20 protein-coding genes are annotated in these 22,197 nt (G+C 65.6%); 7 read left to right on the forward strand and 13 right to left on the reverse strand.

The window, feature by feature from the left end:
• Positions 1-119 precede the first annotated feature (119 nt).
• Both RUU78_RS16200 and RUU78_RS16205 read left to right on the forward strand, forming a co-directional pair.
• Positions 120-1,601, forward strand: coding sequence for a DNA polymerase Y family protein (locus tag RUU78_RS16200; protein ID WP_313918412.1), 1,482 nt, complete (start codon positions 120-122; stop codon positions 1,599-1,601).
• Positions 1,598-4,864, forward strand: a complete 3,267-nt coding sequence (locus RUU78_RS16205) for an error-prone DNA polymerase (protein WP_313918414.1) — start codon at positions 1,598-1,600, stop codon at positions 4,862-4,864. The genes RUU78_RS16200 and RUU78_RS16205 overlap by 4 nt, the downstream gene beginning before the upstream one ends.
• Before the next feature lie 179 nt (positions 4,865-5,043).
• Here the strand turns inward: RUU78_RS16205 and RUU78_RS16210 are convergent, their stop codons facing one another.
• Positions 5,044-5,382 carry a hypothetical protein gene (locus tag RUU78_RS16210; protein WP_313918455.1) on the reverse strand — a complete coding sequence of 113 codons (339 nt, stop codon included), beginning with the start codon at positions 5,380-5,382 and terminating at the stop codon, positions 5,044-5,046.
• Between RUU78_RS16210 and RUU78_RS16215 the strand changes: the two genes are divergently transcribed.
• Together RUU78_RS16215 and RUU78_RS16220 are read left to right on the forward strand one after the other, a co-directional pair.
• The gene (locus tag RUU78_RS16215; protein ID WP_313918416.1) at positions 5,287-5,544 is read left to right on the forward strand and encodes a type II toxin-antitoxin system prevent-host-death family antitoxin; all 258 of its coding nucleotides are present in this window, start codon (positions 5,287-5,289) and stop codon (positions 5,542-5,544) included. The genes RUU78_RS16210 and RUU78_RS16215 overlap by 96 nt on opposite strands.
• Positions 5,532-5,852: a type II toxin-antitoxin system RelE/ParE family toxin gene (locus RUU78_RS16220; protein ID WP_313918418.1), complete on the forward strand. Its 321-nt coding sequence runs from the start codon at positions 5,532-5,534 to the stop codon at positions 5,850-5,852. The genes RUU78_RS16215 and RUU78_RS16220 overlap by 13 nt, the downstream gene beginning before the upstream one ends.
• A 4-nt stretch (positions 5,853-5,856) precedes the next feature.
• On the opposite strand, the gene moeB is transcribed toward RUU78_RS16220, so the two are convergent.
• From moeB to ndk, 10 genes are all read right to left on the reverse strand, one after another.
• The gene (gene moeB / locus RUU78_RS16225; protein WP_313918420.1) at positions 5,857-7,020 is read right to left on the reverse strand and encodes a molybdopterin-synthase adenylyltransferase MoeB; all 1,164 of its coding nucleotides are present in this window, start codon (positions 7,018-7,020) and stop codon (positions 5,857-5,859) included.
• Between the two features lie 10 nt (positions 7,021-7,030).
• Complete coding sequence (glp, locus tag RUU78_RS16230; protein ID WP_313918422.1) at positions 7,031-8,275, reverse strand: gephyrin-like molybdotransferase Glp; 1,245 nt, start codon at positions 8,273-8,275, stop codon at positions 7,031-7,033.
• On the reverse strand, positions 8,262-8,831 hold the full coding sequence (gene mobA / locus RUU78_RS16235) for a molybdenum cofactor guanylyltransferase MobA (protein WP_313918424.1): 570 nt from the start codon (positions 8,829-8,831) through the stop codon (positions 8,262-8,264). Before mobA ends, glp begins: the two co-directional genes overlap by 14 nt.
• 8 nt (positions 8,832-8,839) lie before the next feature.
• Entirely contained in the window at positions 8,840-10,234 is a 1,395-nt protein-coding gene (der, locus tag RUU78_RS16240; protein WP_313918426.1) for a ribosome biogenesis GTPase Der, read from the reverse strand.
• Between the two features lie 267 nt (positions 10,235-10,501).
• A complete protein-coding gene (bamB, locus tag RUU78_RS16245; protein WP_313918428.1) occupies positions 10,502-11,671 on the reverse strand; it encodes an outer membrane protein assembly factor BamB in 1,170 nt (389 codons plus the stop codon).
• Positions 11,668-12,348: a tetratricopeptide repeat protein gene (locus RUU78_RS16250; protein WP_313918431.1), complete on the reverse strand. Its 681-nt coding sequence runs from the start codon at positions 12,346-12,348 to the stop codon at positions 11,668-11,670. The genes bamB and RUU78_RS16250 overlap by 4 nt, the downstream gene beginning before the upstream one ends.
• Before the next feature lie 202 nt (positions 12,349-12,550).
• Positions 12,551-13,528 carry a RodZ domain-containing protein gene (locus RUU78_RS16255; protein WP_313918433.1) on the reverse strand — a complete coding sequence of 326 codons (978 nt, stop codon included), beginning with the start codon at positions 13,526-13,528 and terminating at the stop codon, positions 12,551-12,553.
• Positions 13,529-13,710: 182 nt separating this feature from the next.
• Positions 13,711-14,469, reverse strand: coding sequence for a type IV pilus biogenesis/stability protein PilW (gene pilW / locus RUU78_RS16260; protein WP_313918435.1), 759 nt, complete (start codon positions 14,467-14,469; stop codon positions 13,711-13,713).
• The gene (rlmN, locus tag RUU78_RS16265; protein ID WP_313918453.1) at positions 14,459-15,571 is read right to left on the reverse strand and encodes a 23S rRNA (adenine(2503)-C(2))-methyltransferase RlmN; all 1,113 of its coding nucleotides are present in this window, start codon (positions 15,569-15,571) and stop codon (positions 14,459-14,461) included. The genes pilW and rlmN overlap by 11 nt, the downstream gene beginning before the upstream one ends.
• Positions 15,572-15,580: 9 nt before the next feature.
• Positions 15,581-16,006 (reverse strand): nucleoside-diphosphate kinase, encoded by a 426-nt coding sequence (ndk, locus tag RUU78_RS16270; RefSeq protein WP_313918437.1) that lies wholly within the window; start codon positions 16,004-16,006, stop codon positions 15,581-15,583.
• A gap of 381 nt (positions 16,007-16,387) precedes the next feature.
• Here ndk and RUU78_RS16275 point away from each other — a divergent pair, with 381 nt between their 5' ends.
• From RUU78_RS16275 to RUU78_RS16285, 3 genes are all read left to right on the forward strand, one after another.
• Positions 16,388-17,008, forward strand: coding sequence for a TetR family transcriptional regulator (locus tag RUU78_RS16275; RefSeq protein ID WP_313918439.1), 621 nt, complete (start codon positions 16,388-16,390; stop codon positions 17,006-17,008).
• Between the two features lie 149 nt (positions 17,009-17,157).
• Positions 17,158-19,524 (forward strand): 3-hydroxyacyl-CoA dehydrogenase/enoyl-CoA hydratase family protein, encoded by a 2,367-nt coding sequence (locus tag RUU78_RS16280; protein ID WP_313918440.1) that lies wholly within the window; start codon positions 17,158-17,160, stop codon positions 19,522-19,524.
• 17 nt (positions 19,525-19,541) lie between these two features.
• Positions 19,542-20,738, forward strand: a complete 1,197-nt coding sequence (locus RUU78_RS16285) for an acetyl-CoA C-acyltransferase (protein ID WP_313918442.1) — start codon at positions 19,542-19,544, stop codon at positions 20,736-20,738.
• A gap of 173 nt (positions 20,739-20,911) precedes the next feature.
• On the opposite strand, the gene RUU78_RS16290 is transcribed toward RUU78_RS16285, so the two are convergent.
• Positions 20,912-21,244 (reverse strand): tRNA-binding protein, encoded by a 333-nt coding sequence (locus tag RUU78_RS16290; protein ID WP_313918444.1) that lies wholly within the window; start codon positions 21,242-21,244, stop codon positions 20,912-20,914.
• A 172-nt stretch (positions 21,245-21,416) separates the two neighbouring features.
• Positions 21,417-22,184: a cell division protein ZipA gene (zipA, locus tag RUU78_RS16295; RefSeq protein WP_313918445.1), complete on the reverse strand. Its 768-nt coding sequence runs from the start codon at positions 22,182-22,184 to the stop codon at positions 21,417-21,419.
• Between the last annotated feature and the right edge of the window lie 13 nt (positions 22,185-22,197).

Here is a 22,197-nt window from a genome sequence, read left to right on the forward strand (position 1 = left end):
TCGATGCGATATCCGCCGCTACGGAAATCCGCGCGTCTCAATTGCAGCGACACCCCTGCCCTATCACTCGGTCCGACGTTCCCGCCGCCGCCCATACCGAACCGCCATCGAATCCTGCCGTGCTCTGGGCCTGCCTCCACTTCCCCGCCTTGCCGCTGCATGCCGTGTTCGCCGCACAGGCCGCAACGGAGCAGCCGTGCGTCGTGTTCGACGGGCCGCGGCAACGGCCGGTGGTGGCGTACGCGAACACCGCGGCGCAGGCGCGCGGCGTGCGGCCCGGACTGGTGCTGGCGACGGCACGCGCCCTGTGTGCCGATGTCGATGCACGGCGACGTGATGCGGATGCGGAGCGCGCTGCCCTGCAGCTGCTGGCGACCTGGGCCTATCGCTTCAGCGGCCAGGTCAGCCGCGGCGAGCCCGATACGGTCTGGCTGGAAGTCGGCGCGAGCCTGACCCTGTTCAAAGGCTGGCCGGCGCTGCAGCAACGGCTGAAAGCGGAACTGCAGGCGCTGGGGTTCGGCGCCTATCGGCTCGGCGTGGCGCCGGTCGCCGCGGCAGCGCGCGTGCTCGCGCTGAACCACGAACAGATCGCCTTGCGCCATCGCAGCGCCATGCTGAATACATTGAACGCGGCGCCGGTGGCGCTCAGTGGTCTGACAGCGCAGGCGATTGCACAACTGCACGGCATGGGTTTTCGCCAACTGCGGGAGCTGTTCGCGCTGCCGCGCGTCGAATTGGCCCGGCGGATCGGCCCGGACCAGTTGCAGTGGCTCGACGTGCTGCGCGGCGATGCGGTGGAAAACCTCGCGCTGTACCAGCCGCCGGACCGCTTCTCCCGGCGCATCGAACTGGATGCCCTCGTCGACAACTGGCAGCCGCTGCTGTTTCCGCTGCGCCGTCTCGTGCATGAGCTTGCGCTGTACCTGCATGTACGCGACAGCGGCGTGCAGCGTTTCGAGCTGTGCCTGGAACACGAAGACCGCGGTGCCACGCGCATTCCGGTAGGACTGGTCAGTATCCAGCGCGAGGCGGCGGCGCTCTACGAGTTCTGCCGCGGGCGTCTCGAACGCGTGGAAATCGGCGCCGCGGTCAGTGCGATCACGCTCATCGCCGACGATCTGCCGCCCTTCCGACCGGGTCATCGCGACCTGTTCGAACCGGCGCGCAGCGAAGGCCTGGACTGGCCGGCACTGACCGAGCGCCTGCGCAGCCGTCTTGGCGACGATGCGCTGCAAGGCCTGGCCTGTGTCGCCGATCACCGCCCCGAACGCGCGTGGCGGTTCACCCCGGCGGCAGCGCAAGCCCGCGCCAGCGAAAAAACGTCATCTGTAAAAAAACAGACCAGCACCACCATGGCGGCACTGCCCTCATCCGCGCCCACGGGCTTACGCCCGCTCTGGCTGCTGAGGCAGCCGATCCCACTGCGCCAGCAGCCGGCGCAGATCCTGGCCGGTCCGGAGCGCATCGAAAGCGGCTGGTGGGACGGCGAGGATGCGCGCCGCGACTATTACATCGTGCGCTGCGCCAACGGCCAGCGCGCCTGGGCCTTCGTGCCGGTCGACGCAGACAACGGCTGGATGCTGCATGGCTGGTTCGCATGAGCGACGCGCCGATTGATCTGGCCGCGCGGCGGCGCCAGCGCGATGCCGCCAAAGCACCGACACCGCTATCCGATGCGACGCGCGATGCCGCCCTGCCCGTAGTCCCCACGTCCGTGGAAGTGGCCGCGCCCGAGGCCAGCGTCTATGCCGAACTGCATTGCCTGTCCGACTTCAGCTTCCAGCGCGGCGCGTCCTGCGCCAACGAACTGTTCGAACGCGCCAGGAAGCTCGGTTATGCGGCGCTCGCCATCACCGACGAATGTTCGCTGGCCGGCATCGTGCGCGCGTTCGTTGCCTCGCGCACACATGACCTGCCGCTGATCGTCGGCAGCGAGCTGCGCCTGGAGGACGGCCTCGCGCTGGTGCTGCTGGTCGAAAGCCCGGATGGCTACGCCAATCTCTGCCGGATCATCACCCAGGCGCGCCTGCGCAGCGACAAGGGCGAATACTGCGTTCGCCGCGACGACCTGCTGCCTTGCCGCAACGGCCTGCTCGCGCTGTGGCTGCCCGGCGCCACGGCCGCGCTCGCGGACGATGCCAGCGATGAACAGGCGGCTTGGATAAAATCTCATTTTCCACAACGCAGCTGGATAGCCGTCGAGCTGCACAAGGACGGCAGCGACGGGCAGCGACTCAACGCGCTGCAGATTCTGGCGCAGCGGCACGCGCTGCCGCTGGTCGCCGCCGGCGACGTGCACATGCACCTGCGCCGCCGTCGCGCGCTGCAGGACGTCATGACCGCAATACGCCTGAACACCACCGTGGACCTGGCCGGCCATGCGCTGTTCCCCAACGGCGAGCGGCACCTGCGGCCCCTGCCGGCGCTGCAGCGCATCTATCCGGAGGAACTGCTGGCGGAATCGCTCGCGATCGCGCGCCGCTGCCGTTTCCGCCTGGATTCACTGCACTACGAATATCCCAGCGAAGTCGTGCCAGAAGGCAGCAAGCCAATCGAACACCTGCGCACGCTGACCTGGGCCGGCGCTGCCGAGCGATGGCCCGGCGGCATCGAGCCGCAGCACCGCGCGCAGCTGGAAACCGAGCTCGCTTTGGTCGAAAAGCTTGAATACGAGCATTTCTTCCTGACCGTGCACGACATCGTGCGCTGGGCGCGTGCGAAGTCACCGCCGATCCTGTGCCAGGGCCGCGGTTCGGCGGCGAATTCGGCCGTGTGCTACTGCCTGGGCATCACCTCGATCGATCCGATACGCAGCAACCTGCTGTTCGAGCGCTTCATCTCCGAGGAACGCGACGAGCCGCCCGACATCGACGTCGACTTCGAGCACGAGCGGCGCGAGGAAGTCATCCAGTACGTGTTCGACAAATACGGCCGCGATCGCGCAGCGCTCGCGGCGACCGTGATCATGTACCGCAGCAAGAGCGCCGCGCGCGACGTCGGTCGCGCGCTCGGCCTTGGCGACGACCAGCTCAACCAGCTCAGCGCCGCCTATTCGCACGCCCACGGCAAGGTGCCGCTGCCGCAGCGGCTGAAGGAATGCGGCTTCGACCCGAATAGCCGGCTGATGCGCTATCTCGTGGCCCTGGTCGCGGAATTGCGCGGCTCGCCGCGGCACCTGTCGCAGCATGTCGGCGGCTTCGTGATCTCCGAGCATCCGCTGCACACGCTCGTGCCGGTCGAGAACGCGAGCATGCCCAAGCGCACCGTGATCCAGTGGGACAAGGATGATCTCGAATCGCTCAAGCTGCTCAAGGTCGATTGCCTGGCCCTGGGCATGCTGACCTGCCTGCGCCGCTGTTTCGACCTGCTGCGCGACCATCGCGGGCTGGATTACGACCTGGCCAGCCTGCCCAAGGAAAACAAAAGTACTTATGAAATGATCCAGAAAGCCGACACCATCGGCGTATTTCAGATCGAGTCGCGCGCGCAGATGTCGATGCTGCCGCGGCTCAAGCCGGCGAATTTCTACGACCTCGTGGTCGAGATCGCCATCGTGCGTCCCGGCCCGATCGAGGGCGGCATGGTGCATCCCTACCTGCGCCGGCGCAAAGGGCTGGAACCCATCGTCTATCCTGTTTCCAGCAAGCAGAGCGAAGCGGAAAACATCGAGCGAAAAGGCCGTATCGAAAAGATCCTCGAACGCACCTGCGGCGTGCCGATCTTTCAGGAGCAGGTGATGAAACTCGTGCAGGAGGTCGCCGGCTTCACGCCGGGTCGCGCCGACCAGCTGCGCCGTTCCATGGGCTCGTGGAAAAACGACGGCACGGTCGGGAAATTCCAGCAGGAAATCCTCGACGGCATGCACGAGCGCGGCTACGGCGAGTATGCCGAAGGCCTGTTCAACCAGATCAAGGGCTTCGGCAGCTACGGCTTTCCCGAATCGCATTCGGCCAGCTTCGCCCTGCTCGCCTACGCGTCCTCGTACATCAAATGCCATCACCCGGCGGTGTTCACCTGCGCGCTGCTGAATTCGCTGCCGATGGGTTTCTACGGGCCGTCGCAGCTGATCCAGGATGCGCGACACCACGGCGTCGAGGTAAAGGCCATCGACGTGACCTGCAGCCAGTGGCTTTGCACGCTGGAGCGCGACGGCGAAACGCTTGTGCTGCGGCTGGGCTTCTGTCTGCTCAAAGGCGCGTCCGAAGCGCTGGCACAGCGCATCCTGGCGGCCCGTGCACAGCGTGTCTTCACCAGCGTGGCCGATCTCGTGCAGCGCGCGGCGCTCGACCGCTTCGAACGCGAACGCCTCGCCGAGGCCGGTGCGCTGCAGCCGCTGGCTGGCCATCGCCACCAGGCGCGCTGGCACAGCGCCGGCGCGGAACGCCTGCCGCCGCTACTCGCGACGGCGCACACGCCGGAACTGGCGGTGCCGCTGCGCGAGCCCACCACCGCGGAAAACGTCCAAGCCGACTACGCGACCCAGGGCTATTCGCTTGAAGCCCATCCGATGGCGCTGATCCGCGCCGAACTGCGCCAGCGACGCCTGTCCGACTCGCGCGCGATCCGTGAACGGCAGAATGGCGACCCGGCGCGCGTCGCAGGACTCGTCACGGTGCGGCAGCGACCGCCGGAAGCCGGCGGCGTCACCTTCGTCACGCTCGAAGACGAATTCGGCCAGATCAACCTCGTCGTCTGGGAACGCGTGGCTCTGCGCTACCGCCGCGAACTGCTCGAATCGACCGTGCTGCGCGTTGACGGCCAGCTGCAGATCGTCGACAACGTCTGCCATCTCGTCGCGCACAAGCTGGAAAACCTTGGCCACCTGCTGCCGCAGTTCGGCGCCGCTTCGCGGGATTTTCACTGATGCAACGCGCCGGTCGATTCGCCTTACGATTGGTGCGCAACAAGGTAATTGACAATTGCACTATGCAACATAAGCATCTGGGATTCGTCTTAGCGCAGATGAACCGCTCAGCCAGACAATGGACGGCAACGCTTGTCTCCGGTACACGACAGCTCGAAAACCTCGAGGCTTTACTGACGTCACGAACAGTAGAAGTAGAAGTGCCCCTCCGTCTCGTGCAGAAATCGGTAGCCGCGTACGCGCAGCAGACCAGTGGGCAGCATGAGCCATAGAAAATCGGCAATGGGTAGTTGGCGATAGGCGCCTATTGCGTCGATGCACCGCAAGGTGACGGCGCGCATTGTTTCATCATGATCGCCAAGATCGCGCTCGCCGATGCACAACCCTTTGCGCCGTCCAAACTGATACTGTAGTGTCACTTCATGCGCACTGAACTCGTCACCACCCTCAAGCGTCGGGCCACCGAGCTCCTGTCGGATATCGAGCGGGACAAGGAGCCGATTCTCATCACTCAGCATGGTCTCCCCAGCGCTTACCTTGTAGACGTCGAGACCTATCAGCTCATGCTACAGCGCATGACCCTCCTCGAAGGGATCGCACGGGGCGAGCAGGCGCTTGCCGAAGGCCGGGTAGCGACGCACGCTCAGGCCAAAAAACGTCTCGCCCGATGGCTGAAATAGTCTGGTCAGAGCCCGCTCTTAGCGATCTGGATGCCATTGCCGATTTCATCGCACTGGAAAATCCCGTCGCAGCATCGGAACTCGTCAAGCGTATCGTTGGTCATGTCGAGCAATTGGCTGCCCACCCTGAGAGGGGCAGTCGCCCGCAAGAGTTGGGGCGCTCGCGCTACCGCCAGATTGTGGAGCCCCCCTGCCGCGTCTTCTATCGTTACGACGGGCACAAAGTTTTCATCCTGCACGTTATGCGCTCAGAGCGCCTTCTCCGCAAAGGGCGGCTTGTGTCTCGCGCCAAACAGGCAAAGGTCTAGCCATTCATCCCGCGCAAATCTGCGCGATATCCTCGTAACCCTGAAACGCCACATCACACCCACAACCCGGACAGGCCGGATCGCGCCCCAGGCGCAGTTCGCGGAAGCTCGCCGCGAGCGCGTCGTAGCACAGCAGCCGGCCGACGAGCGGGTTGCCGCGGTCGAGCAGCAGCTTGAGCGCTTCGGTCGCCTGCAGCAGCCCGATCACGCCCGGCAGCACGCCGAGCACGCCGGCTTCGGCGCAGTTCGGCGCCTCCGCGGCACTCGGCGGCTCCGGGAACAGGCAGCGATAGCACGGTGAATCCTCGCGCCGCGCATCGAATACGCTGACCTGACCGGTGAAGCGATGCACGGCGCCGTAGACCAGCGGCAAATGCAGGCGGCGGCAGGCCGCGTCGAGCAGGTAGCGCGTCGGGAAATTGTCGGCGCCGTCGATGACCACGTCGGCACCGGCGAGGCAGTCCTCGACGTTCGCTGCGAGCAGGCGCTCGTTGACGAGTTCGATCTCGATACGCGGATTCAGCGCGAGCAGCCCCATGCGCGCCGATTCAGTCTTGCGCATACCCACGCGCGCTTCCGCATGCACAACCTGGCGCTGCAGGTTGGAACGTTCGACGCGATCGTCATCGACGAGGCGCAGGCGCCCCACACCGGCCGCCGCCAGGTACAGCGCGGCGGGAGATCCGAGGCCGCCAGCACCAATCAGCACGACGCGCGCGGCACCCAGCCGCGCCTGTCCTTCCACGCCGACCTCGGGCAGCAGCAGGTGCCGCGAGTAGCGCTCGCTGCTGTCCGCATCCAGGCCACCGCGCTGCACCGGCAGACCCGCGGCGAGCCAGGCTGCGTAGCCGCCCGTGACCGAGGCGACGTTCGTATAGCCCAGCTGCCGCAGCGTGTCGGCGGCGAACAGCGAGCGCTGGCCGCTGCCGCAGAGCGCCAGCACGCGCGTGGCGCGGTCCGGTACTTGCTCGGCGATGCGCAGTTCGAGAAAACCGCGCGAAATGCCGATGCCCCCCCGGGGTGTACCGGGCGCGCGTTCGGTGTCTTCGCGCACGTCGACGAGCACGGCGCCCGCCGCATGCTCGCGCGCAGCGACATCGACCGTCACTTCGGCGACGCGTTCGCGCAGACTGGCCAACAATTGATCGCGATGCGGAAGCGATGCCATACGATTTCCCTCAGGACAAAGGCAGGATTTCGACACTGTCACCTGCGGCCAGCGCCTGGACGTCCTCGGTCACGACGATGAGGCAATCGGCTTCAGCAACGCTGCGCAGTACGCCGGAACCCTGCCGCGGAAACGGCGTCACCCAGAGCGTGCCGTCGGCGCGGCAGTCACGCGAGGCGCGCAGGAATTCGGCGCGCGAATGGGTCTTGCGCACGGGTTCGGCCAGCCGTGCATGCCAGCGCGGCGAGATGTCCGGATCGCGGCCCGCCCAGATGTCCAGCGCCGGCCGTACGAGCACCTGGAACGTGGCGATGCTCGACACGGGATTGCCCGGCAAGGCGAACAGCAGTGCCCCGTCGATCTCGCCGAACAGCAGCGGCATCCCAGGCTTCATGCGCACTTTCCAGAAGTCCAGCGTGCCGAATTCGGCCAGCAGCCGGGGCAGGAAATCGGCCTCGCCCGCGGACACGCCGCCGGAACTGAGGATCAGGTCCGCCTCGGCCGCCGCGCAACCCAGCGCTGCGCGCAGCGCTTCCGGATCGTCGCGCACATGCTCGTGCCGCAGCAGTTGCACGCCGGCCTCGCGCAGCATCGCGCCGAGGCTGTAGCGGTTGGAGTTGTAGATCTGGCCGAACTGCAGCGCGGTTCCCGGCATGACGATCTCGTCGCCGGTCGTCAGCAGCACCGCGCGCGGCGCGCGGCTCACGTTGGCGTGGGTCCCGCCGAACGAGGCGAGCGCGCCCAGGCGCGCCGGGGTCAGGCGCGTGCCGGCGCCGAACGCAGACTCCCCGCATGCGAAATCCTCGCCCGCCGGACGCACGTTCGCACCGGCCGTTTCGCCGGCCTTGACGATCACCTGCTCGCCTTCGGTGCGCACGTTCTCCTTGATGACGACCGTATTGGCGCCGCGCGGCAGCGGCGCGCCCGTCGTGACGCGCAGACATTCGCCGGGACCGACCACCGCGTCGCGGCCGTCGCCGGCGAATCGAGTGCCGACCAACGCGAAGGCGCGCTCGCCCGACGCCGGCAGATCCGCGCCGCGCACGGCGAAGCCATCCATCGCGGAATTGGCGAATGCGGGCACGTCGATCGGCACGGTGACCGGCCCGGCGAGGCTGCGGCCGAGCGCGTGTTCCAGCGCGACGCTTTCGTGCGGCAAGGTGCGCGCACGGGCGCGCGCGATCACGCGCGCGCGCGCCTGCGCCACCGTCAGCAGATCCGGCACTGGTCCCGGCAGCGTGTCAGCTGAGCGCATCGCGAAAATCCTCCGCAGTATTCAGATTGGCGAAGCGCGCCGGGCTGTCGCTGAAATCGACTTCGCGCAAGGAATGCCGATCCTGCCAGGCCCAGACCGACAGGGTAGGATCGTCTCCGGGCAATTCCAGGTGCGTACGTCGGTACAGCGCGAACAAGGGCTGGCGGCGCACGCCGTCGTGGGCGACCGAGATCGCGGAATCACCGCGCTGCTGCCACAGGCGTGCGAGCAGATCGCTGCCCGGCTTCGGACTGTCGACCGGCACGACCAGCAGCCACGCGCTGTCAACCTGCCGCACGGCGGTCGAGATGCCCTCGAGAGGACCGCGGTAGCCGGCATGGTGATCGCCACAGACACGACCGTAGCGCGCGTATTCGCAGGGATTGCGATTGGCCACGATGAGAAGATCGTCGACCTGTGTGGACAGCGCTTCAACGACGTGCGCGATCAGCGCGCGGCCACGCCATTGCACCAGGCCTTTGTCGACACCACCCAGACGCTGCGCCTGGCCGCCGGCCAGTATGGCTGCTGTGATGGACTCGCCGCCCGCGTTCACGGCATTCGTCAGCGCTTCTTGGCGTTGCGGATCAGTCGCTGCCGCTTGCGCTGCTGGCCTTCGGTCAATTCGTTCTTCTTGCCGGCGAACGGGTTTTCGCCATCGCGGAATTCGAGCCGCAGCGGCGTGCCGACGAGCTTGAAGCGCTTGCGGAAGAAGTTTTCGAGATAGCGCCGATAGCTGTCGGCCAGATGCTTGGTGCGCGAGCCGTGAATGACGATGGTCGGCGGGTTCGTACCGCCCGGATGCGCATAGCGCAGCTTGGGCGCATGGCCGCGCACGAGCGGCGGCTGGTAGCCCTCATAAGCGGCTTCCACGGCCTTGTTGAGTTCGGACGAATTGAACTGACGCGTCGCCGAGGCATGCGCGCGGTCGATCGCCTTCATGAGCTCACGCAATCCCGAACCATGCTTGGCCGAGATGAAGACGCGCTCGGCCCAGGCGACGAAATCCAGGCGCCGCTCCAGCGACTTCTCGCACTGTTCGCGCGAGTACTGGGTCTGGTTGTCCCACTTGTTGGCGACGATCACGAGCGCGCGCGACTCGTTGAGGACGTGGCCGATCAGGGTCGCGTCCTGATCCGACACGCCTTCGCCCGCATCGAGCATCATCACCACGACCTGGGCCGCGGCGATGGACTGCAGCGTCTTGATGACGCTGAATTTCTCGACCACTTCTTCAACGCGTGCGCGGCGCCGCACGCCGGCCGTGTCGATCAGGGTGTATTTCTTGCCGTCGCGCACGATGGGCACGCGGATCGAGTCGCGCGTGGTCCCGGCGATGTCAGACACGACAAGACGATCTTCGCCGAGCAGGCGGTTGATCAGCGTCGACTTGCCGACGTTGGGGCGGCCCACGATGGCGACCCGAATGCCCAGATCCGCATCGGACGCGCTCTCCGCTTCCTCGTCGGCGGGAAGCAGCGGCTCGATCTCTTCGATCAGGCCGTCCACGCCTCGCCCGTGCGACGCAGCCAGCGGCACCAGCGTGCTCAGGCCGAGCGCGGCAAAGTCGGCCACGCTGTTGAGCTCGTCGAGCCCGTCAGTCTTGTTGACCCCGACGATGATGGGCTTGCCGTGCTTGCGCAGGTCGGCCAGGATCTCGCGATCCAGCGCCATGAGGCCGGCGCGCGCGTCGGTCACGAACACGACGACGGCGGCTTCGCCGACGGCGAGCTGCACCTGCTTCGCAGTCAGCCCGTCGATACCGTCGTCTTCGCCCGACAGGCCGCCGGTGTCCACGACCACGAACGGATGCTCGCCGAGCCGGCAGATGCCGTAGTGGCGATCGCGGGTCAGGCCGGGTTGGTCGTGGACGAGCGCGTCGCGCGTGCGCGTGAGCACATTGAACAATGTCGACTTTCCGACATTGGGACGACCAACCAGAGCAACGACGGGCAACATGCGCGGAACCTGCTGAGTCGGGCGCTGCGCCAGCGCGGCACCCGGTGGAAGAGAACAATCGGCGCATCGCCCGAACGCGGGAATGCACCGCTGTCAGCCGGACCTGCTACCTCGGCGATCGCACACGGACGAACCGGGCAACCGCTGGAACATTGCTGCACCGGCGCCACAGCTGCGGCGCCGGGTGGAACAGACTGCCGAGAAAGGGGCCAAGACCCTTTCCCCATCGAACGGCGCAAGCGAAGCCTGCCGACGTTCTCCATCCAGTCAGAGCTGAGCGCGATACGCGCCGAGTTCGCCCTTTACGTCGACCACGTAGACTGTGTCGCCGATCACGACCGGCGTAGCGCGGATGGCATTCTTCGACAGGCGCTCGCGCGCGGCTTCCTTGCCGTCGGAGATGGCGAGCCAGTGCACATAGCCCTCGAGGTCGCCGACGATGACGTAGTCGCCCTGCACTGCCGGACCGCTGAGCCAGCGGTATTGCAGTGCATCCTGCTTCCACATCGACGCACCGCTGGTGCGGTCCAGCGCCCACACCTGGGACTGGTCGTCAACTGCATAGACCTGACTCGCCGAAACATCCACATTGGTATAGCTGGACAACTGACGGTTCCAGATCTGGCGTCCGCTGGCCAGGTTCAATGCCACGACCTGGCCGTGGTAGGCGGCGGCGTAAATCACGTCGCCGTCGATCTTGAGGTCGCCGTCGATGTCGTTGAGACGCTCGACTTCGGTACGCCCTTCGACGGTTGCCAGCGTCTGCTCCCACGCCGCTGCGCCGTCGCTGGCGCGCAGCGCCATGACCTTGCCGGCGTCGGTCGCATTGATCAGCAGATCGCCCGCCACACGCGGACTCGCGCTGCCGCGCAGCGACAGCAGCGGCACCGTGGCGCGGTCGTTGACCCAGCGCTGCTTGCCGTCGCTCGCGTCGAACGCGAAGACACGGCCGTCGTTGCTGCGTACGAAGACCAGGCTACCGTCGATGGCGGGCGCGCTGACCACTTCCGCGCTGACCCGCGCGCGCCAGCGTTCGCCACCATTGGCTGCGTCCAGCGCGAGCACATCACCGTCCATGCCACCGACCACGAGCAGGCCCTCACCGACGCCCGGACCGCCGGCCAGCTTCAGCTTGACGTCGCGATTCCAGCGCACCGTGCCGCTGGCCGCGTCGATCGCGGTGACTTCGCCGTCGACGCCGAGGGTGTAGAGCGTGCCGTCCCGCAGTGCCGGCGTGATGCGGATGCCCGACTTCGCCGCGCCCTTGCCGATACCCCGACTCCAGATTTCCTTGACCGCGAGGGTCGGAGCCAGATCGACCAGCGCCTTGGGCTGCGCGATGTTTTCGCGCTTGGTCGAATCGCGCTTGAACCAGCCGCAACCGCCCAGCAGCGCAAGGATGGCCAGACCACCCAGCAGGTAGACGGACTTCTTCATGAGCTCTGCTTCTCCGCGGCGGCCGAGGCCGGCGTGGCGGCGGTCGTGCCGCCGGTGTCGTCGCGCTTCATCTCCAGCGCCTGCCGATTCGGCGCCGAGGCATCCAAAGCGTCGAGCGATGCTTGGTAGGCCGTGCGCGCTTCGTCGTGCTTGCCCTGGGCGAGAAGAATGTCGCCGCGCAATTCGGCGATGGCCGAGGCATAGCCTTCAACCGGAACGCTGTCCAGGAGGCTCAGTGCTTCGGCAGCCTTGTCGGCGCCGAGCTTGACGCGAGCGAGGTTCTGCCCGGCAAGGCTCTTGATCGCGTTGTCGCCCGCATGGTCGTAGGCCCACTGCAGCGACTGTTCGGCTGTCGCCATGTCCTTGCGCACGATCGCGCCTTCGGCCCAGCGCATGGCGGCCAGTGCCGCGTAGGCGCTGTTGGCGTGCTCTTTCTGAATACGGTCCAGGGCCGCCTTGGCGGCTTCGTCGTTCTTCGCGCCAACCGCGGCGCCGAAACTCAGGAATTCCCCGGCGGCGAGTGCTTTCTGCCGTGCCTGATGCCCCTGCCACTGAAAGTAGCCGAAGATGACCAGCAGGCCCAACCCGATGCCTACGAAGATGGAGGCAACGTTGTCGCGCATCCACTTGCGCACGAGTTCGCTTTGTTCGTGTTCGTCGAGGTGATCGAAAGCCATGTCGTAATCCATGTTGCGCCTGCCGCAGTGGGCAGGCGGTTCTCAAGAGATGCGTCGGCGCACCATGCTCGCGGCAGGCCGGGCCGACGCCCTGCTGCTGCCGCTACGCGGCATCGGACAGGATGCCGGCGCGAGGGGCGCCGTAGAGTAACAGGAAGCGCACGCGGCGCACCCGGCAGGCCGACCGCGTTGCGACCGCGATTCAGTTATCGCCGGCGCCGCCGGGATTGGTCGCAGCGCCATCGACAAGTCTGAGGTGCGCCACGGCGGCACGCCGGTACGGAGCCAGATCGATGGTCTTGCCGCCGACCCGCAGTTCCGCGTTGGTCGAATTGCCCAGACGCACGCTGACCGGCTGGCCGACGGTATAGGTCTTGCTGCTGCCGGCAGCCAACAGACCGAATTCGACGCGCTGACCATCCGCACCGATGAGCTCGACCCAGCTCGCGTCCTTGAGACGCAGGCCGATTTCGTAGCTGCCAGCCGGCACAGCAGGCGCCCGTTCCGGTGCTGCCTCGTGCTTGATCGCCGGCACCATCGACGCCATCAACGGCAGCTCCGCCGCAATCGACGGCGGCGTGGGAGCGGTCGGAACCGGCGCCACCGGAACAGCCAGCGCGATGGTGGAACCATCCGTGCCCGTGGCCGACGTAGTGGGCGCCGTTTGTGGCGGAGTCTCCAGCGGCAGCGACTGCTCCAGCGAAGACACTCGGGCCAGGTTCTGGTCGAGACCGCCGTGTGTCGCGAGCCATACCGCCGGCGCAACGATGAGCCCCGTCAGTATCACGTAGACGATCGGTACCGAATAGCGCTGGAACAGGTAGCGTGAGTGCGAGATCCGCCCCGTCGCGACCAGGGTCGGCGGTGCGATGTTGCGCTCCCTCACATGGGTATCAACCGCCTGCAGCGGAATATCGAACAACCGCGCATAACTGGCCAGATACCCACGCAGATAGACGTCGTGTTCGATGCGCGAGAAATCGTCCTTCTCGAGCATCGCCACGACACGCTGAGGCAGGCGCAGACGCGCACAGACCTCGTCCAGACCCCATCCGCGCCGCTCGCGCGCGGCACGCAAGCGATGACCTAAGCCCGGCTCGGGCTGTGCCTGCGGCGGCAGGACGAACAGCTCACGCCCCGTGTCGGCGACCACAGGGGCCGGATTCGTGGAGGCGTCCATGCAAGGTACGTCGGCACTTTCCGTGGCCGCTGCGGTGTGATTGTCGTCGTGTGGGCTGGTCATCGGCTGCGCTGCGGAGGCGAGTTCGAGGGGAGTAGGATCGTTGAACAGGGGGAAAGCAGAATTCGTCGCTGGCGCCGCCGCAACGTCGACGCCAGAGTGCGAACGTTTTTGCCTGTATTTCATGACGGAGTGCTCGGTTCCAGCTTCTGCCGCTGAGGCGAATCCGGAAATTCAGTGCGCAGACGGCGCGCATATTCGTTGGCTTCGCGGGTGTTGCCGAGGCCGGTCTCAATGTTGTGCCCGAGCAGCAAGGCATCCGGATTGGCCACGCCGAGCGATTCGAAACGCTGCAGGAATGCGCGTGCACGCAGGAAATCGCTCTTCTGGAACAGCACCGTAGCCAGGTTGAACAGCGATTCGCCATTGCTCGGATTGTGTTCGAGCGACCTGCGGAAATCCTGCTCGGCGCGATCGAACTTGCCGGCGTGCAGGAAACAGCTGCCGGAGTTAGCGTAAGCCACATCCGGCGTCTTGTAGAACGGATCGGTGACGGCCGTGGCGAAATGCTGGGCAGCCTCGTCGAGCTTGCCGGTACGGCACAGGAATGCACCGTAATTGTTATTGACCGCGCCATTGCGCGGGGCAAGATCGGCGGCGCGGCGGTAGTGCTCGGCGGCCTTGCGCTGATCATTGATGCGCTCGTAGAGCAGCGCGATCACGGTATGCGCATCGACATACGAGGAATCGAAAATCAGCGCCTTTTCGAGCTTCTCCAGCGCGAGTTCGAGCTTGCCCTGCTGCATGTAGCGTTGGCCCAGCGCGACATGGACCTCCGCGGCGCTGCGCGCCTTGTTGGCGGCCTTGCTGCGCGGCGCAGCGGTGGCGCAGGCGCCAAGACCGAGAGTCAGCAGCAGCGCCAGTGCGAGCTTAAGCCGCATCAGCCTGCCCTTCGAGCTTGCGACGGAAGTCAGCTTGGCGGCGCGTGCGATCCGTCACCTGGCCCTTGAGCTGTCCACAGGCCGCATCGATGTCGTCGCCGCGCGTACGTCGCACGGTGGTCAGCACCTGCGCGTCGAGCAGGATCTTCTGGAACGCGCGGATGACGCTCTCGTCGGAGCGTTCGAAACGCGTGCCGGTGAACGGATTGAATGGAATGAGGTTGACCTTGGACGGCACCTTGCGCATCAGCTTGACCAGCTGGCGCGCCAGTTCGGGCGTGTCGTTGACGCCCTTCATCATCGTGTATTCGAACGTGATCGACGCGCGCGGCCGCTTGGCCACGTAGCGCTGGCAGGCGCCGATGAGTTCCGCAATCGGGTATTTCTTGTTGAGCGGTACCAGTTCGGTGCGCAGTTCGTCGTTGGGCGCATGCAGCGAAACGGCGAGCGAAACATCGCTTTCCTCGCTCAGGCGATCGATCATCGGCACCAGACCCGCGGTCGACAGGGTCACGCGCTTGTTCGCCAGGCCCAACCCGAGGTCGTCGCGCATCACGCTCATGGCGCGCACGACGTTGTCGAAATTCAGCAGCGGCTCACCCATGCCCATCATGACGACGTTGGTCAGCTTGCGCTGATGGTGCGGCACGTTGCCGAGGTGGCGCGCCGCTACCCATACCTGGCCGATGATCTCGGCGGTGGACAGGTTGCGGTTGAAGCCTTGTGTGGCGGTGGAACAGAACTGGCAATTCAGCCCGCAGCCGACCTGCGAGGACACGCACAGCGTGCCGCGCGAGGTTTCAGGAATGAAGACGGTTTCGATCGCGTTGCTGCCGTCCATGCCGAGCAGCCATTTGTGCGTGCCGTCGGCGGACTGCTTCTCGAACACGGTCCTGGGCGGAACGATGTCGACAGCGGCGCTGAGCTTCTCGCGCAGCGCCTTGCCGACATCGGTCATCTCAGCAAAATCGGTGACGTGGCGGTGGTACATCCACTTCATCACCTGATCGGCCCGATAGGGTTTCTCGCCGATCGATGCAAACAGATCGCGCAATCCCTGGCGGTCGTAGTCGAACAGGTTGGGTTTCACCACAGTCACCAGTTTTATCCCTCAGCGCGGGCACAGCTCGGTGGATGCAAAGAAGTATGCAATTTCCACAGCGGCATTTTCGATGGAGTCCGAACCGTGCACGGCATTGGCGTCGATCGAATCGGCGAAGTCGGCGCGGATCGTGCCCTTATCGGCCTTCTTCGGGTCGGTTGCGCCCATGAGATCGCGATGCTTGAGTACCGCGTTGTCGCCTTCGAGCGCCTGGATCACGACCGGACCCGAAATCATGAACTCGACCAGCGCGTTGAAGAACGGACGCTCCTTGTGCACCGCATAGAAGCCTTCGGCCTCCTTGCGCGACAGGTGCTTCATCTTGGACGCGAGGATCGTGAGGCCAGCCTTTTCGAAACGGGTGTAGATCTCACCGATGACGTTCTTGGCGACGGCATCGGGCTTGATGATGGACAAGGTGCGCTCCAGCGCCATGTCGAATACTCCAGATTGTAGGAAAACGGTTCCCGAGGCCGCGCGCGATGTTAACACCAAATACGCGCAGGAATGCGGGGTTAGCGGACAAAAACGTTCTGAATTCTAGCCGATTCACGCCGCGTATGCAGCCGGGCAGTGCAATACCGTACGAGGTGTGGGCCCGGCGGAACGGCCCGGCCTTGGCGGCGAGCGAGCCCTGCCGCTTCGCGAACGTCCACCGACGGTCCGCTATTCCGGAAATCCGTGGCCGGCCGGCCGTTTGACCGGGCGGGATCGCTCTCGTAGCATTCAAACGCTCGTTTTACCTACGATTCGGTTCGGGCCGCCCCCATCACTCCGGAGCCGCGGCCGGCCGCGCAACCGGATAGCAAGGATTTCATGAACTCGCAGCATTTTTCGACCAAGGAACGCATTCTCGGCGCGGCTGAGCAGCTGTTTGCACGGCTGGGTTTCGCCGGCGCCTCCCTGCGTCAGGTGACTGCCGCCGCCAACGTCAACCTGGCCGCGGTCAACTATCACTTCGGATCCAAGGAAAACCTCATCAACGAGGTGTTCCGGCGCCGTCTCGACGAACTCAACGCACATCGGCTGCAGGCGCTGGAAGATGCGCTCAAGCGTCCCTCCGCGGACCTCGAGGACCTGCTCAGCGCCTTCATACACCCGGCGCTCGACCTGTCCCTGGACCGGGGCGGCGGCGGCGCCTTCGTACGCGTGCTCGCGCGCGCCTACGCGGAACATAACGATGCACTGCGCAAATTCCTGTCGGACAACTACGGCCACGTCATGAAACGCTTCCATGCCGCTTTTGCCCAACGTCTGCCGGACCTGGACAAGGAGGAGCTGTACTGGCGCCTCGATATCGTCGCCGGCGCGCTGACCTACGCCATGGCCGACTTCGGCGTGATCAAGCGCAAGACCGGCGTCACCGAGCAGCAGCATCGCGAACGCTCGGCCGAACACCTGATCCGCTTCGCCGCCGCAGGCCTGCGCGCGCCGTGAGGCCGGGCGCGCCGACGCGCCCGGCCGAGAGTGGCACTCGTTAGCGCTTCCACGGCCTTTTGCTGCGCTGCAACGCGAGCAACAGCTCAAAACCATCGGCGCACAGTCGCCGGGCTTTCCCCTTCGTTTCCCTGCACAACGAGGTCACCATGAGCTTCAAACCGCTACGTATCCGCAAGGCTGCGGTACTCGGCGCCGGTGTCATGGGCGCGCAGATCGCCGCCCATCTCACCAACGCCGACGTCGAAACCGTACTGTTCGACCTGCCCGCCAAGGAAGGCGACAAGAGCGGCATCGCGATCAAGGCAATCCAGAACCTGGCCAAGCTCTCGCCGGCCCCGCTCGCCGACAAGTCGCGCCAATCGGCCATCGTGCCCGCCAACTACGACGAGCACCTGGAATTGCTGCGCGGCTGCGACCTGGTCATCGAAGCGATAGCCGAACGTACCGACTGGAAGCTCGATCTCTACAAGAAGATCGCTCCCTATCTGCCTGAATCGGCAGTCATTGCGAGCAATACCTCCGGCCTGTCCATCAATACCTTGGCCGAAGCGCTGCCGGAAAATCTGCGGCATCGATTCTGTGGTGTGCACTTCTTCAACCCGCCGCGCTACATGCACCTGGTCGAGCTGATCCCGAGCAAGACCACCGACGCGGAAATTCTCGCCGGCCTCGAAGCCTTCCTGACCTCGACAGTCGGCAAGGGTGTGGTCTACGCCAAGGACACGCCGAACTTCATCGGCAACCGCATCGGCGTGTTCTCGATGCTGGCCGGCATGCATCACACCGAAAAGTTCGGTCTGGGCTTCGACGCGGTCGATGCACTGACCGGTCCGGCGATCGGACGCCCCAAGAGCGCGACCTACCGCACCGCGGACGTCGTCGGCCTAGACACCATGGCCCACGTCATCAAGACCATGGCCGACACGCTGCCCGACGATCCGTGGCATTCGTATTTCCAGGCGCCTGCCTGGCTCAAGGCACTGATCGACAAGGGCGCGCTGGGTCAGAAGACCGGCGCCGGCGTATTCCGGAAGGTCGGCAAAGACATTGTCGTCCTCGACCTGGCCAAGCAGGACTACCGCGCCGCCGACCAGAAGGCCTCCGACGAAGTCGCCGCCATCCTCGCGATCAAGGATCCCAGCGAGAAGTTCGCCAAGTTGCGCGCCTCGGCCGATCCGCAGGCGCAGTTCCTCTGGGCGACGTTCCGCGATGTATTCCATTACACCGCCTACCACCTGGCCGATATCGCCGAGACCGCGCGCGACGTCGACTTCGCGATCCGCTGGGGCTACGGCTGGCAGCTCGGTCCGTTCGAGACCTGGCAGGCCGCCGGCTGGCAGCAGGTCGCTGACTGGATTGCCGAGGACATCGCGGCAGGCAAGGCCATGAGCAATGCGCCGCTGCCTGGCTGGGTCACCGACGGCCGCAGCGGCGTGCACGGCAAGGACGGATCGTACTCGGCCAACCAGAACAAGACCCTGCCGCGCTCCTCGCACCCGGTCTATCAGCGCCAGCATTTTCCCGATCCGATCCTCGGCGAGAAATTCGACCAGGGCACGACAGTGTTCGAGAACGACGGTCTGCGCCTGTGGCACCTCGGCGACGATGTCGGCATCGTCTCGTTCAAGACCAAGATGAACACGGTCAACGACTTCGTGCTCGACGGCCTCCAGCGGGCGGTCGGCGAAGCCGAGCAGCGCTTCAAGGGTCTCGTGCTCTGGCAGGCGCGCGAGCCGTTCTCGGCTGGTGCGGATCTCAAGGGCGCCATGGGCCTGCTGCAGGAAGGCAAGATCGCGGCGTTCGAGGCCATGATCGCGAACTTCCAGGCCACGAGCATGCGCCTCAAGACGTCGCTGGTACCGACCGTCGCCGCGATCCGCGGCATGGCGTTCGGCGGTGGCTGCGAGTTCCAGATGCACTGCACGCGGACCGTCGCGGCACTTGAAAGCTATATCGGCCTCGTCGAAGCCGGCGTCGGCCTGCTGCCGGCCGGCGGCGGCCTCAAGGAAATCGCACTGCGCTGCGCCAAGGCCAATCCGGCCGACCCGTTCAACGCGGTCAAGAACTACTTCGAAACCATCGCCATGGCCAAGGTCTCGGCCAGCGCGCTCGAAGCCAAGGAAATGGGCTTGCTGCGCGCCAACGACACGATCGTGTTCAACACGCACGAAGTGTTGTGGGTGGCGCAGCGCGAGGCAGCGGCCCTGGCCGATGCCGGCTACCGCCCTGCCCTGCCCTCGCAGATCCCGGTCTGCGGCGACGTCGGCACCGCCAGCCTCAAAATGATGCTCGTCAACATGCTCGAAGGCCGTTTCATTTCCGAGCACGACTACGAGATCGGCTCGCGCATCGCTGACACCCTGTGCGGCGGCGTGGTCGAGCGGGGCTCGCTGGTCGACGAGGAATGGCTGCTCGCCCTCGAACGCAAACACTTCGTCGAACTCGCGCAGATGCCAAAGACCCAGGCGCGCATCGTTCACACCCTGACCACCGGCAAGCCGCTGCGCAACTGAGCGACGAGGACATAGCAATGACCAAGCAAATCCAGGATGTCTACATCGTCGCCGCGACCCGTACCGCCGTCGGCAAGGCGCCACGCGGCGTGTTCCGCAACACGCGTCCGGACGACCTGCTCGCCCATGTGATCAAGGCCGCGGTCGCGCAGGCACCGGGCATCGACGTCAGCCGCATCGACGACGCCGTGATCGGCTGCGCCATGCCCGAAGCCGAGCAAGGCATGAACGTCGCACGCATCGCCACGCTGCTTGCCGGCCTGCCGCATACCGTCGCCGCAGTCACGATCAACCGCTTCTGTTCGTCCGGCGTGCAGGCCATCGCGATGGCCGCAGACCGCATCCGCACCGGCGAAGCCGACCTGATGCTCGCCGGCGGCACCGAGTCCATGTCGATGGTGCCAATGATGGGCCACAAGATCGCGATGAACCCGGCCGTGTTCGACAACGAGAACATCGCCATCGCCTACGGCATGGGCATCACCGCGGAGAAGGTCGCCGAGCAGTGGAAGGTCAGCCGTGACGACCAGGACGCCTTCGCCTTCGCCTCGCACCAGAAAGCGCTCGCAGCCATCGCTGGCGGTGAATTCAAGGGCGAAATTTCACCCTATGCGCTGTCCGACAATTATCCCAATCTCGCCACGCGTGGAGTGGTTGCGGACACGCGCACGATCGACACCGACGAAGGTCCGCGCAAGGACACGAGCGTCGAAGGCCTGGCCAAGCTGCGCCCGGTTTTCCGCATGGGCGGGTCGGTCACTGCGGGCAATTCCTCGCAGATGTCGGACGGCGCCGGTGCGGTGCTGCTGGCCAGCGAACAGGCGATCAAGGACTACGGTCTGACGCCGCTGGCCCGCTTCGTCTCTTTCGCGGTCGCCGGCGTGGCGCCGGAGATCATGGGCATCGGCCCGATCGCGGCGATCCCCAAGGCGCTCAAGCAGGCCGGGCTCACGAAAGACCAGCTCGACTGGATCGAGCTCAACGAGGCGTTCGCCGCGCAGGCACTCGCGGTGATCCGCGATGTCGGCCTGGATGCGTCCAAGGTCAACCCGCTCGGCGGCGCGATTGCGCTGGGCCATCCGCTCGGCGCGACCGGCGCGATCCGCGCGGCCACGTTGATCCACGGCCTGCGCCGGCGCCAGCAGAAGTACGGCATGGTCACCATGTGCATCGGCACGGGCATGGGCGCGGCCGGAATCTTTGAAGCAGTGTGACGGCAGGAAAGTGAAGTGAGAAATGAGTGAGAGCCCTGGTTCTCGCTCATTTCTCGATTTCCCTGCACTCCTGATTCAATCCACCTGACGACAGCCAGAAGCGAAAAGAGGTGAGACGAGCAGGCGCTTCGCGCTCTACTCGTTCCTCACTCCTCTTCACTGTTTTCCCGCCTTCAGGCCAGCCGCGCGCCATTGGGCACCGGTCGCTCGACCGCCGTCAGCACGATGCCGTCGTCCGTGTGGAACCCCGTCAGCAGGAATTCGGACATGAACGGTCCGATCTGCTTCGGAGGAAAATTGATGACGCCGACGACCTGGCGCCCGACGAGTTCCGCCGGGTCGTACAGCGCGGCGATCTGGGCGCTCGTCTTTTTCTCGCCATACGGGCCGAAATCGACCCAGACCTTGAGCGCAGGCTTCCTTGCCTGTTCGTTGACCTCCGCGCGCAGCACGGTGCCAGCCACGAGCAGCACGTTCTCGAAATCGCTCCAGCTGATGGTGTTCATGTGGTCCTCGGCGACGAAAGGCGGCAGTCTAGGCAACCGCAGTCACCTCGTCTTGAATGAGATTGCTGCATGGCGCCTGAGTCTGTGGAAAATTCGCGCATGACGTGACTCGGGCGCCGCACCCTCCCGATCCGTTCGATTCAGGCCCGATTCCGCACTTTGGCGCGTCGCCTTACCAGTCTGCGCGGATCTTGTTCCCTTCCTGCCGTCGATCCCATCCGCGCAGGTCATCGCGGATGTGCGAGATCCGCTGCCGTCCGAGCGCGTTGCGCTCTTCGTCGAGCACTACCGCATCGAGCAGTTCGGCCAGGCGCTGCGCCGTGGGCAGCATCGTGTCCCACGCATCGAGTGCGGTCAGCGGGCCGGGCAAGGCCATGAAGAAGCTCAGCCCCGGCGTACTCAGCTGGTCGATGCGGCTCATGTCGAAATGGCCGGGCTTGACCATGTTGGCTGCACTGAAGATCGGACCTAGTTCGCGCCGGCCATCGACGAGGCGATGGAAGATGCCGAGGTCACCGAATTCGAGGCCGCATTTTTCCGCCGCGACGATCAGATCGCTGCCGTGGATCGTGCTGCCGGCACGCGCCGCGATGAACAGCGTCACGATGCGCTCGACCGGCTGTTCCGGGCGCTGGCCGACCGTCGAGCGCACCGGCGTCTGGAACAGATCGTCGGATTCCGGCAGGCGCCTACGCGCACCGTCGTCGTCGAAAGCGTCCGTGTCGCCGTCGGTCGCGCGCATCGACGGCAGTTCGTCGTCGCTGTCGTCGCCGCCGAGGGTGGGTTCACGCCGGTCGCCGCCGGACTTGTTGCCGGCGACGCGGCGGCCCTGCCCCGGCTTGCGCGGCGAGCCGAGGAAATAGATAGCCGCGAGCACGATCGCGCCGACCACGATCAGGATCAGCCGCAGTTCGTTCGCGCTCAAGCCTTGCTGTTCCATGCCTTCACTCCTG

Origin of the sequence: Tahibacter sp. (assembly GCF_032229445.1) — a bacterium.
Lineage (GTDB): Bacteria > Pseudomonadota > Gammaproteobacteria > Xanthomonadales > Rhodanobacteraceae > Tahibacter.